Source organism: Shewanella indica, from assembly GCF_002836975.1.
Classification (GTDB): domain Bacteria; phylum Pseudomonadota; class Gammaproteobacteria; order Enterobacterales; family Shewanellaceae; genus Shewanella; species Shewanella indica.
Window position 1 is genome coordinate 78612 of sequence record NZ_NIJK01000032.1, and the last position, 12550, is coordinate 91161.

The 12550-nt window shown below is 42.0% G+C and carries 10 protein-coding genes and 1 pseudogene; 1 reads left to right on the forward strand and 10 read right to left on the reverse strand.

Translation table 11 applies throughout. The features are described from left to right. Nucleotides 1-115 precede the first annotated feature (115 nt). Nucleotides 116-1492, forward strand: a complete 1377-nt coding sequence (locus CX650_RS10810) for an L-serine ammonia-lyase (protein WP_039035110.1) — start codon at nt 116-118, stop codon at nt 1490-1492. Nucleotides 1493-1690: 198 nt separating this feature from the next. Here CX650_RS10810 and rfbA read toward each other — a convergent pair whose 3' ends face one another. The 10 genes and pseudogenes from rfbA to CX650_RS10860 form a co-directional block, all read right to left on the reverse strand. Continuing rightward, nucleotides 1691-2563 (reverse strand): glucose-1-phosphate thymidylyltransferase RfbA, encoded by an 873-nt coding sequence (rfbA, locus tag CX650_RS10815; RefSeq protein ID WP_101095814.1) that lies wholly within the window; start codon nt 2561-2563, stop codon nt 1691-1693. Further along, nucleotides 2563-3660 (reverse strand): dTDP-glucose 4,6-dehydratase, encoded by a 1098-nt coding sequence (gene rfbB / locus CX650_RS10820; protein WP_101095815.1) that lies wholly within the window; start codon nt 3658-3660, stop codon nt 2563-2565. The genes rfbA and rfbB overlap by 1 nt, the downstream gene beginning before the upstream one ends. 159 nt (nt 3661-3819) lie before the next feature. Beyond that, nucleotides 3820-4704 carry a UTP--glucose-1-phosphate uridylyltransferase GalU gene (gene galU, locus CX650_RS10825; protein ID WP_101095816.1) on the reverse strand — a complete coding sequence of 295 codons (885 nt, stop codon included), beginning with the start codon at nt 4702-4704 and terminating at the stop codon, nt 3820-3822. A 62-nt stretch (nt 4705-4766) separates the two neighbouring features. Beyond that, nucleotides 4767-6802 (reverse strand): annotated as a pseudogene (locus tag CX650_RS10830) (polysaccharide biosynthesis protein). A gap of 392 nt (nt 6803-7194) precedes the next feature. Next, complete coding sequence (locus tag CX650_RS10835) at nt 7195-8361, reverse strand: nucleotide sugar dehydrogenase (RefSeq protein ID WP_101095817.1); 1167 nt, start codon at nt 8359-8361, stop codon at nt 7195-7197. A gap of 24 nt (nt 8362-8385) precedes the next feature. Further along, the gene (locus CX650_RS10840; protein ID WP_101095818.1) at nt 8386-8940 is read right to left on the reverse strand and encodes a sugar transferase; all 555 of its coding nucleotides are present in this window, start codon (nt 8938-8940) and stop codon (nt 8386-8388) included. Nucleotides 8941-8949: 9 nt separating this feature from the next. Continuing rightward, a complete protein-coding gene (locus tag CX650_RS10845; protein ID WP_101095819.1) occupies nt 8950-9903 on the reverse strand; it encodes a UDP-glucose 4-epimerase family protein in 954 nt (317 codons plus the stop codon). Between the two features lie 5 nt (nt 9904-9908). Continuing rightward, complete coding sequence (locus CX650_RS10850; RefSeq protein WP_101095820.1) at nt 9909-11048, reverse strand: glycosyltransferase family 4 protein; 1140 nt, start codon at nt 11046-11048, stop codon at nt 9909-9911. Then, the gene (locus tag CX650_RS10855) at nt 11038-12042 is read right to left on the reverse strand and encodes an NAD-dependent epimerase (RefSeq protein ID WP_101095821.1); all 1005 of its coding nucleotides are present in this window, start codon (nt 12040-12042) and stop codon (nt 11038-11040) included. Before CX650_RS10855 ends, CX650_RS10850 begins: the two co-directional genes overlap by 11 nt. 32 nt (nt 12043-12074) lie before the next feature. After that, nucleotides 12075-12550 (reverse strand): UDP binding domain-containing protein (locus CX650_RS10860; RefSeq protein ID WP_276328239.1); only part of this gene is annotated, 476 nt, incomplete at its 5' end.

Genomic DNA, 12550 nt, shown 5'->3' on the forward strand with positions numbered 1-12550 from the left:
TACTTGCCCATGGGCAGAGTAACTTGGGTCAAGGTTACTCCGAAACCTGCGCATGCGCGAGCAATGCGCCTCCCAATGACTAAAATAACAACGAAACAGCAACAGGGTTAACCAAATGATTAGCGTATTCGATATGTTCAAGATAGGTATAGGGCCTTCCAGTTCCCATACCGTGGGTCCGATGAAAGCGGGCAAAATCTTTATCGAACAACTGGCTGCAGATGACTTACTTGGACAGGTCGACGAACTGCAGGCAGAACTTTTTGGCTCTCTTGGACAAACGGGCAAGGGCCACGGTACCGGCAAGGCAGTGATTCTGGGATTGATGGGGGAAGATCCGGAAACCGTCGACACTGACAGCATAGAGGCGATTCTGGCAGAAGTAGCCGACAGCCAGACACTGACGCTCAGCGATGGCCGTAAGGTTAAGTTTACCCGCGAAGATGGCATCACCTACCACAGACGCAAGACACTGCCGGCACACGCCAACGCCATGACACTCTACGCCCTCAAGGCCGGAGAGTGTTTGTATCAACGCACTTACTACTCGGTCGGCGGCGGTTTTATTCTCGATGAAGATGAAATTCAGCAGCGTAACGCTTCTCCGGCGACTCCCATCGCCCAGGCGCCTTACGATTTCAATACCGCCAGCGAGCTGTTGGAACTGTGCAGCGAAAATGGCCTGAGCATCTCTTCATTAATGATGGCCAATGAGCTCAGCATAGCCCCTGAGAGTGAAGTCAAAGCCAAACTGTGGCATATCTGGCAAACCATGAAAGCCTGCGTCGAAAAAGGCTATCAGAAAGAAGGCATTTTGCCCGGTGGCCTTAAGCTGCGCCGCCGCGCCCCGGCGCTGCATCGCCGCCTCAAGGCCGAAGGCCGCAACAATATCGATCCCCTCAATGCCATGGACTGGGTGGACTTGTTTGCTCTGTCTGTGAATGAACAAAATGCCGCCGGCGATCGGGTGGTAACGGCGCCCACCAATGGCGCCGCCGGCATCATCCCCGCCGTGCTCTGCTACTACGACACCTTTGTTCAGGAAGTGGATGAAGATGTCTGTTGCCGTTTTCTGTTAACGGCGGCAGCCATAGGGATTCTGTACAAGAAAAACGCCTCCATTTCCGGAGCCGAGGTTGGCTGTCAGGGCGAAGTCGGCGTGGCTTGCTCTATGGCCGCCGCCGCACTGACCGAAATCATGGGTGGTACGGTCGAGCATGTTGAAAACGCGGCAGAAATCGGTATGGAACACAATCTGGGGTTGACCTGCGATCCTGTCGGCGGCCTGGTGCAGGTTCCCTGTATCGAACGTAACGCCATGGGCGCTGTCAAGGCAATCAACGCCTCACGCATGGCACTGCGCGGCGATGGTAATCACAAGGTTTCCCTGGATAAGGTGATCAAGACCATGATGGATACCGGCAAAGATATGCGCAGCAAGTACAAGGAAACCGCCAAAGGCGGCCTGGCGGTTAATATCGTCGAGTGTTGATTACCAAATCAATCTCTCCGGTAGTCCTTCCGAAAACAGGGACTATCTTCCCGATAAAAGAAGAGCGCCAAATTTGGCGCTCTTCTTTTTTTAACTTAATCATTTTAAAGGGCTACTGAATCTACATCAGTGGATGAATATTGATCTGACACAGTATTTCGAACAAAGTCCAAGGCAATAACACTTTATCCTGATCTATTAATTAACTTTCAGGCATAGCTTATGCAAATACTGGCCATAATCACTATTCATCATAGGTTTTACAATCCTTAGTAGATCTTGTTTATTTAACCAGCCTTGTTGAAATGCAATCTCTTCTAAACACGCAACTTTCAAGCCTTGTACATGCTCTATCGTTTGAACAAATGAAGCTGCTTCGAGTAAACTTTCATGTGTTCCAGTGTCTAACCACGCAAAACCACGGCCTAATAGCTCAACATTCAAAGAACCATCGTTGAGATACATCTCATTGAGTGTGGTAATTTCTAACTCTCCCCGTGCCGAAGGCGTAACCTGTTTGGCAAATTCAACAACACGATTATCGTAGAAATATAAACCTGTCACAGCATAGTCAGACTTAGGATTACGCGGTTTTTCTTCTATTGAAACAGCGCGCATGCTGTTATCAAACTCCACGACTCCATAACGCTCCGGATCTTTAACCTGATAACCAAATATAGTCGCACCATGCTCTCGACTAGCCGCATTTAGCAGCGTCTTGGTAAAGGATTGACCGTAAAAAATATTGTCACCTAAAACTAAACAGCAACTATCGTCACCGATAAAATTTTCACCGATTATAAAAGCTTGTGCTAAACCATCAGGACTTTCTTGGATTGCATACTCAAGACGAATACCATAGTCGCTACCATTGCCTAGTAACCGCTTAAAACTTTCGTTGTCTTCAGGCGTAGTAATGATCAAAATATCACGAATCCCCGCCAGCATTAGCGTTGATAACGGATAGTAAATCATTGGCTTATTATAAACCGGCAATAGCTGCTTAGATACACCTCTAGTCAATGGATATAACCTTGTACCTGAACCACCGGCTAAGACAATCCCCTTCATTAATTTTTACCTTTATTTAGGTTACAAATTAAACCTAAGCGCTGTCTTTGATAAGAGCCGTCCTGAACTCGCTGACTCCAAGCCTGATTGTTAAGATACCATTGCACGGTTTTCCGCAGCCCTGTTTCAAAGGTCTCATCAGGGGCCCTATTTAACTCTTTGCTCATTTTGGTAGCATCGATGGCATAGCGACGGTCGTGACCTGGACGATCTGCTACATAAGTAATTTGTTCCGCGTACGGAGTACCTTTAGGCATCAATTCGTCTAAAATCGCACATATTATTTTTACCACCTCCAAATTTCGTTTTTCATTTTGACCACCAATATTATAGGTTTCACCGACTTTTCCTTCTTTGATAACTTTATACAAAGCGCGAGCGTGGTCTTCTACATATACCCAATCACGAATTTGATCACCTTTGCCGTAAACAGGCAAAGGCTTGCCTTCCACCGCATTTAAAATCACAAGTGGGATCAGTTTTTCAGGAAATTGGAAAGGGCCATAATTATTTGAGCAATTGGTCACTATTGTTGGCAAACCATAGGTGCGCAACCAAGCGCGAACGAGGTGATCACTGGATGCTTTCGATGCCGAATACGGACTACTCGGAGCATAAGGGGTAGCTTCTGTAAATAGTGTTAACTCTTCCGAGCTTTGCACTTCATCTGGATGCGGCAAGTCACCATAAACCTCATCGGTAGAAATATGATGAAAACGAAAAGCGCTCTTCTTATCATCAGATAGCTCGTGCCAATATGCACGAGTCGCTTCTAGGAGGGTGTAAGTACCAACTATGTTTGTTTGAATAAAATCAGCAGGAGCTGTTATTGAGCGGTCTACATGAGACTCTGCTGCCAAGTGCATAACGGCATCAGGCTTATGCTCATCAAACACTCTGTCTAATTCTGCTCGGTCACAGATATCAACTTGCTCAAAAGCGTATCGTTTATCCTTCTCTACGCTGACAAGAGACTCGAGATTGCCTGCATAAGTTAACTTGTCGACATTAATTACGCTATCTTGAGTATGGTTGATAATATGACGAACAACTGCAGAGCCAATGAATCCAGCCCCACCTGTGACCAGTATCTTCATTTTTCACTACCAGATTTGATGAGTTTAGCCATGCTAGACGACTATGGCTGAGTGATAAATTACAAACAATTTCGCAACACTTTCTGGAATCTAACCTGCTGAAAACGAAAATGCCCACTTTAAGAAAAAGTGGGCATTCACTTGAAGTAAAAGTAAAGTCTATTGTGCTAGCAAATTCAATAGTTGCTGACGAAACTCTTTACCCAGCTTTTCATTACGCAGGCCATACTCAACAAAAGCCGTCATATAACCAAGTTTGTCGCCACAATCATGAGACTTACCTGTCATATTGAAGGCTTCGACAGTGTCAGATTCAATAAGCATATCAATCGCGTCTGTCAATTGGATCTCATCCCCTGCACCAGCGGGGGTTTTAGCCAGCAAGTCCCAGATTTTTTCAGACAAAACGTAACGACCTACAACAGCAAGATTAGATGGGGCTTCACCAATGGCTGGCTTTTCGACCATAGCCTTAATGACTGATGATTCACCAGGTTCGATATCCACTCCGCCACAATCGACAATCCCGTATTTGTTTACTTCATCTAGCGCCACTGGCGCTACCATGATTTGGCTAGCTTGAGTCGCTTTATAATGTTTAATCATTGCCGCAAGGTTTTCAGAGCTCTGATCGGCACTATACTCATCCAAAATCACATCAGGTAACACAACCGCAAAAGGACTGTTGCCTATACAAGGTTTTGCGCAAAGCACCGCATGACCAAGCCCCTTAGCCTCACCCTGACGAACATGCATAATAGTCACGTCTTTAGGGCAAATTGATTGCACCTCATCGAGCAACTGACGCTTTACTCGCTTCTCAAGCGTCGACTCAAGCTCATATGAGGTGTCAAAATGGTTTTCGATCGCATTTTTACTGGCATGAGTCACCAGCACAATCTCTTTCACACCGGCTGCTACACATTCATTAACTATGTATTGAATAAGCGGTTTATCAACAAGCGGCAACATCTCTTTCGGGATAGCCTTAGTCGCAGGAAGCATACGGGTACCAAGTCCCGCTACGGGAATAACAACTTTCATAGAAAATACTCGAAAAGGAAACTCCTCAAATAAAGAGGAGTTTCATTAGACTAAGAGATAAATTAAGAAACCAGAGGAATGACTTTTTTGTCCTTACGACCATTGTTCTTACTACCATGATTTTTCTGCAGCCAGACTAAATCACAAATACCATCCGTCGGACTAAAGCCTGTTGGTGTAGAAAGAAGAATGTCTCTTATCTTTTCATGCTGGAACTCATGACACGCTTTGTCTAAACGCGCCAAGATCACTTCGAGTTCCGACCATTTTAAAAAGACTTCATTGGCCGTCATAATCCGCTCATGCTCAGTGCCTGTCACGTCATCTCCGATAAGCAACTCTTCATAAAGCTTTTCGCCTGGACGTAACCCTGTGAATTCAATGGCAATATCACCGTCAGGATGCTTATCATCTTTGACTTCAAAGCCACTTAGACGAATCATCTTGGTTGCCAAATCAACAATCTTCACTGACTTGCCCATATCGAGCACAAACACATCACCGCCTTTACCCATAGCACCAGCTTGGATCACCAACTGAGAAGCTTCAGGTATGGTCATAAAGAAGCGGGTAATTTCTGGATGCGTTACTGTTACAGGGCCACCGTTGGCTATCTGCTTTCTAAATAGCGGCACAACAGATCCGGAAGAGCCCAAAACATTACCAAATCGAACCATACAAAAACGAGTAGCACTTCCTTTATCCGCCAGTGCTTGAAGGACTAACTCGGCCATACGCTTCGTTGTTCCCATCACATTCGTTGGCCTAACAGCCTTATCAGTACTCACTAGCACAAATGTTTCAACATTCGCTGCAATGGCGGCGCGAGCAGTATATAAAGTACCAAACACGTTGTTACGCACACCTTCAACAACGTTATGCTCGACAAGGGGGACATGCTTATAAGCTGCGGCGTGATAAACGGTTTGCACCTCAAAAGCTTCCATCACAGCTTGAACACGATTCTCTCTCTGTACTGAACCCATCATGGGATAGATCTTCACATCGAGAGATAACTCTTTAGCGATGGCATTAAGTTCGCGGTCGATGGAATACAAACCAAACTCAGACAATTCAAATAGCACCAATTTTTTAGGTGACTGTTTTAGTATCTGTCTGCATAACTCAGAACCGATAGAACCTCCGGCCCCCGTAACCATAACAACTTTGTCACGAATATTGGCCGCCAACAGATCGGCTCTGGGCGTTACGCAATCGCGCCCGAGCAGATCATCAATTTCAACTTCTTTAATATCGCTATAAAGCTTATTACCGCTGACGAGATCAGCCATCGCAGGCAAGGTAAGCACTTGTACAGCCAGCGTTTCTAACTGCTCCAAAATCGCCTGACGACGAGAGCGAGGTGCGCTGGGAATGGCCAGCAATATCTTAGTGGCCGCTTTTTGCTTGAGTAACGTCCGAATGATTGAAGGTGAATGAACATGTACTCCCTGAATCACAGTACCGTGCAGTGTTTGATCGTCATCGACAAACGCAAAAGGGTAATACTCATGGCTTTGTGAAAGTGCAGTTAACAACTGTCTGCCACTAACACCCGCACCATAGATAANTCATCGACAAACGCAAAAGGGTAATACTCATGGCTTTGTGAAAGTGCAGTTAACAACTGTCTGCCACTAACACCCGCACCATAGATAATGACAGGTTCCCCGATACGCTTCATGCCCGCCCCCACCAGAGAGCGAACAATAGCCCTGGTGCCACCGATAAACACTAATGAAAATGCAGCATAAATGATTGGTACGGTTCGCGGCAGTTGCGCATCAACATAAAAGGCAAAAAGGACCAACATAATGGTTGAGAGCATCACGCCAAAACCTATGGCGGTAAGGGCCTGCAGCCCCATGTAGCGCAATACCGCTCGATATAACCCAAGCTTTGCAAAACCCACTAAACTCAAAGGGACAACCATAGAAAGTAGCAGCCAATAGCGGGCGTTGGCCAGAACTGCAATGTCATCGATGCGCACTAGCAATGCAGACCAAAATGCGAAACTGAGAAATAAAGCATCTATGATAAGGCTTACCACACGTTTATGCGTGCGTTTCAAACCAAACAAGCTTTGCAAAAAATCCATTTTTCGCTCCAAAAAATTTAAGTTCATAATGTACTACATCTTAAAGTACGTGACTCGACCACAATACAACCGCGAAGACACTCATGTTATCACATCAATCGTGCCATAGGGATCACCATCGTAGCTAGTTATGAAAGGATATCGACGCCAAGGGGTACCGACCAACTAGCACTTGGAGAACACGATACCTAAGCTATAGGTCTGGCCATAGTTTTGGGTACCAAATTTAAAAATACCCCATGAGACACTGAATCGCGCGTTTATCGCAAACTGAGACGATTTGCATCGGCAACTTTCTAGCTAAACCAAGGCATTACAGTGTCTCTTCCAATAGATAGCAGTCAATGTGCTACTTTTGAGCTAACCATTTTTTTATGGGCTGATGATGAATACTAATCAGAGCCAAATAAATCACGCGTATAAACTTTATCTGCGACATCACGGATTTCATCCACCATCCGATTTGACACAATCACATCGCAGCTTGCTTTAAAGTCTTCTAGTGATTTAATCACTTTAGAGTGGAAAAATTCATCTTCATGTAAAACAGGTTCATACACAACCACTTCAATACCTTTTGCTTTTAAGCGCTTCATGATGCCCTGGATACTTGACGCTCTAAAGTTATCCGAACCCGATTTCATAATGAGTCGATAAATACCAACGCGATTAGGGTTACGCTTTAAAATTGATTCAGCAATAAAGTCTTTACGGGTGGTATTAGATTCAACAATCGCGCTTATGATGTTATTAGGGACATCAGCATAATTAGCACGTAATTGCTTAGTATCTTTAGGTAAACAGTAACCACCATAACCAAATGAGGGATTATTGTAATGATTGCCAATTCGTGGGTCTAACCCCACACCTTCAATAATTTGACGTGAGTCTAAACCATGCGATTCAGCATAAGAATCTAGCTCATTAAAATAAGCAACACGAAGCGCTAAATAGGTATTAGAAAATAACTTAACGGCTTCAGCTTCTGTAGAGTCAGTAAACAGCACTTCGATATTCTCTTTTACAGCCCCTTCAACTAATAAATTGGCGAACACTTGAGCTCGTTCAGAGCGCTCACCAACAATAATACGAGACGGATGCAAGTTATCATATAACGCACGACCTTCACGTAAAAACTCTGGTGAAAAGATTAAATTTTTGCATCCTAACTCTACTTTAATGCGATCAGTGTAACCCACTGGTACAGTTGATTTAATAACCATAACAGCATTAGGGTTTATGTACATCACATCTTTAATTACCGCCTCTACAGATGATGTATTGAAATAATTGGTTTCAACATCATAATCAGTAGGTGTCGCGATAATGACATATTGAGCATTCTTGTATGCCACTTCCTTATCGAGTGTAGCTTTAAAGTTTAATGATTTATTAGCTAAGAAATCTTCAATTTCAACATCGACAATTGGAGATTTTTTTTCATTAAGCATCGCTACTTTTTCAGGAACAATATCAACCGCGACAACTTCATGGTTTTGAGCCAAAAGCATCGCGTTTGATAAACCTACATAACCAGTGCCAGCAACTGCAACTTTCATTATTAAATATCTTCCTACTAAAAACTATTTAGGCTTTACCGCATCACCAGAACCACTGCCTGTGATAGTCATGATGATGTACTTAAAGTAATCTTTAACTGTTAAGCTATCAATCATCTGCTTATCAGTTTTAGCTAATAAAGCCGGTGTAGACATATCGATGTTTTGTACCTGAGCCAGACCAGTGATTCCTGGCAAAACAGCATATACACCTAACGCATCACGCTCTTTAATTAACTCTTCTTGATTAAATAAGTTTGGACGAGGGCCGACTAAACTCATCTCGCCTTTTACGACGTTAATTAATTGTGGCAACTCATCAATCTTGGTTTTGCGTAAAAATGCACCGAGCTTGGTGATGGAAGCATTACTGGCGAGATGACTGGCGACTGACTTAGTCTCAACGGACATCGTGCGAAACTTAATTAGTTTAAACGGTTTTTGATTTTTGCCAACTCGAGTCTGAACAAAAATCGGTGAGCCTGTATCAAACATGCCGATAATAGTAACAACAAGTAAAATCGGCCAAAGAAATAATAAGCCAAAGACGGCAGCTAAAAAATCGATAAAACGGATCATGTCAGTACTCTATTTATTTTTATTAGAAAGAAATGCATCTGCGGTTTCTTTGAAACCTTCTTCTAGCGTTTGTGGTGGTTTCCAACCCAATGTTTCCTTAGTATGAGAAATATCAACCTGCAGGGAACCCAATAAGCGATTAACTACATCAGTCTTACCCGTAATCTTACCCACTAAGCGATAACACCACAAAGGTACCGGTAGTAATCGACTCAACTTTCCGAGAGCCTGTGCAATATACTTTACCATTGCGGCTGTTGAGACATCATTATCATCAGAAACCAAAAATACTTGATTGGCTGCTTTTGGATGGTCGATACAAGTAACAATAAGATCGACAAGATTTTTTACTGAAACCAAACTGCGTTTATTCTCAGTCATACATCCAAATGGCAGTGGTAGACCTTTTGAAACTAAATTCAGTAATGATGCAAAATTAGCTTTAACACCAGGCCCATATATCAATGTAGGTCGAATAATAACGACTTCTAGTCCAGATCCTTTAGCAAGTTCTAATAATTGCTCTTCAGCTTCTGATTTAGATTGCCCATAAAAATCTTCAGGTCTTCTCTCATCACTAGCTCTAAAAGGTTTACCAATCTCGGTTGACTCACCATTAACCTTAATTGAGCTTATAAAAATAAATCTCTTAACACCTATTTCTGCAGCCTGGCGAGCTAGATTCATGGTTCCAGCTGTATTGACTTCACGAAACTCATTTAATGGATTTAATGATTGCTCATTCATTACATGAACACGAGCGGCACAGTGGATTACTGTATCAACATTCTCTAATAACAATGAATATTTACTTTGACTATCGATCGAAGATTTAAAATAGGTTACTTGATTATCTTTCTTAGAAAGGTTTCTATCTAATACTCTAACCTGGTACTTGTTTAAATTGTTAAGCAAGTGCTTTCCTAAAAAGCCACTCCCACCCGTCAACAAAATATTGTGCATTTATTTCACCTTGTCAGTAGTGTTCTATATATATCTAAATGCTTTTGCACCACGTTCTCAACATCAAACTCATTAATTGCATACTGTCGTGCTTTTGTTCCCATATCTTGCCTCAAGCTAGAGCACTCAATTAAGCGAATGAGCGCATCAGATAATGATTCAGCATCTTTGATGGGTACCAATATTCCAGTTTTTTCTGGAATGATGGCATCACGGCAACCAGGATTATCTGTTGTCACGATTGGTCTACCACATGCTGCAGCTTCGATAAGGACTTTAGGTACACCTTCACCATAATATGAAGGCATTGTAACAATATGTGATTGAGAAAAAAGTTGTGGAATATTATTACAATGTCCAACAGCAGTGATAAGTCCACTAGCCTGCCATTTATCTAACTCTTGCTGTGTAATACTATTGGGGTTATCTGGATCAGGAGTACCAGCAAGTACAAACTCAGCATTAGCATACTTAGATTTAACAAGATCTGCTGCTTCAACAAACTCATAAACCCCTTTCTCTTTCAATAACCGGCATGCCATTGAGATCTTAATAGATTCAGCTTCAGGCTCTTCTGTATGAGTATAAACATTTAAATCAGCACCAGAACCTTTTATTAATGCCTTATCAATTGGCTTTAATCTGGTTACTTGAGAAAGAATACTCTCATCTGTTGTGTTCTGAAATATAATCTTCTTGGCTTTATGTTTAAATGCCAATTTATATAAAACACTAACGATTAATCTAGTAAGTTTTGCCCTAAGATTATCCGCGGAGAATACATAACCTAAACCAGAAATAGCAGCTACAAACTTTGGTTTTTTAGTAATAGTATGTAATACAAGTCCAGAATATATTACAGGCTTAATAGTCACAGCGTGGAGTATATCGGGTTGAATCTTATTGATTACTTTACGAAGCTGTTTTACTGTACTTAACTCACTCAACAAACCATTCCCACTTCGAGAAAACACAAGATCATGAACATGAATACCAAACCTTGTTAACTCTTGAAGCTTCCCAGTATCAGTGCAAGCTAAGTGTACTTCGTAACCGCTAGATATTGCTTTTATTGCAATCGGTAGACGGTGAGAAATAAAAAACCAATCTACATTAACAACAAATAAAAGCTTTTTATTTTCCATAAAAATCCCTAAACCACTGAATAAACTCAGCAACACCTTCTTTAACACCAACCCTTGGCTTATAACCAGTTGCTACAAATAAATCCTCAACATCAGCATAAGTCTGATAAACATCACCAGGCTGCATCTCACGGAAATTTTTCTTGGCTTCTATCCCCAATTCCTCTTCAATAGCTTTAACAAACCCCATCAAATTAATAGGTGAGCCATGTCCTATATTATAAATAGCATAGGGCGCTGAACTTGTAGCAGGAGAGCCTTGTTCGACAGTCCAGGATTGATCGCTACTAGGCACAACATCAGCGATTCGCACTACACCTTGAACGATATCATCAACGTGAGTAAAGTCACGCCACATGTCACCATTGTTATTAATATCAATGGGTTCACCATCTAAAATCTTTTTAGTGAAAATATAAGGTGCCATATCTGGGCGGCCCCAACTGCCATAAACAGTAAAAAAGCGTAAACCAGTGGTCGGGATATCATATAAATGAGAGTAGCTATGTGCCATTAACTCATTTGACTTTTTTGTGGCAGCATAAAGCGAAACTGGATGATCTACACTATCACTTGTAGCAAATGGAGTTTTACTATTTAAACCGTAAACAGAGCTAGATGAAGCATATACAAGATGGCTTACCTTGTTATTACGACAACCTTCAAGAATGTTTAGATGCCCTACCAAATTAGAATCTGCATAAGCATGTGGGTTTTCAATTGAATAACGCACGCCTGCTTGTGCGGCTAAATGAATTACACGTTCAAATTGTTGATTTTTAAACAATGATGCTACAGCATTGCGATCGGATATATCCAACACTTTTAATTGAAAATTATCATGTTCAATACGTTTTAAACGTGCATGCTTTAAATTTACATCATAATAATCATTTAAATTATCAACACCAACGACCAAATGCCCTGCCGATGTAAGTTTTTCAACAACAGCACTACCGATAAAACCGGCAGCACCGGTAACTAAGTATTTCATAATATTCTCAACACATTAAAATTAATTAAAGACTAATCAGAACCAAATAAATCACGTGTATAAACTTTATCTGAAACATCAAGGATTTCATCAACCATACGGTTAGACACAATTACATCTGAGATCTCTTTAAACTCATTTAAATCTTTAATTACCTTAGAATGAAAAAACTCGTCTTCATTCAAAACCGGCTCATACACAACGACTTCAACACCTTTGGCCTTAATTCGCTTCATAATCCCCTGAATACTAGACGCTCTAAAATTATCAGAGCCAGCCTTCATAATTAAACGGTATATACCTACACGCTGTGGATTACGTTTTAAAATTGAATCTGCAACAAAATCTTTACGAGTAGAGTTAGCATCGACAATTGCACCAATAATACTATTCGGCACATCAGCATAGTTTGCACGTAACTGCTTAGGGAAGCTGCGATTAAGTGGTCCGCAGCTCCCGATATGACGCCCCAAACCGTCCTTTATCGACGTCCTGTGGCTCAATTTTC

Bases quoted from the DNA above. Each gene is read 5' to 3' on its own strand.
- rfbB (WP_101095815.1), bottom strand. From the start codon at position 3,660: ATGAAGATACTGGTCACAGGTGGGGCTGGATTCATTGGCTCTGCAGTT.
- CX650_RS10855 (WP_101095821.1), bottom strand. From the start codon at position 12,042: ATGAAATACTTAGTTACCGGTGCTGCCGGTTTTATCGGTAGTGCTGTT.
- CX650_RS10850 (WP_101095820.1), bottom strand. From the start codon at position 11,048: ATGGAAAATAAAAAGCTTTTATTTGTTGTTAATGTAGATTGGTTTTTT.
- galU (WP_101095816.1), bottom strand. From the start codon at position 4,704: ATGAAAGTTGTTATTCCCGTAGCGGGACTTGGTACCCGTATGCTTCCT.
- CX650_RS10835 (WP_101095817.1), bottom strand. From the start codon at position 8,361: ATGAAAGTTGCAGTTGCTGGCACTGGTTATGTAGGTTTATCAAACGCG.
- CX650_RS10840 (WP_101095818.1), bottom strand. From the start codon at position 8,940: ATGATCCGTTTTATCGATTTTTTAGCTGCCGTCTTTGGCTTATTATTT.
- CX650_RS10845 (WP_101095819.1), bottom strand. From the start codon at position 9,903: ATGCACAATATTTTGTTGACGGGTGGGAGTGGCTTTTTAGGAAAGCAC.
- rfbA (WP_101095814.1), bottom strand. From the start codon at position 2,563: ATGAAGGGGATTGTCTTAGCCGGTGGTTCAGGTACAAGGTTATATCCA.
- CX650_RS10810 (WP_039035110.1), top strand. From the start codon at position 116: ATGATTAGCGTATTCGATATGTTCAAGATAGGTATAGGGCCTTCCAGT.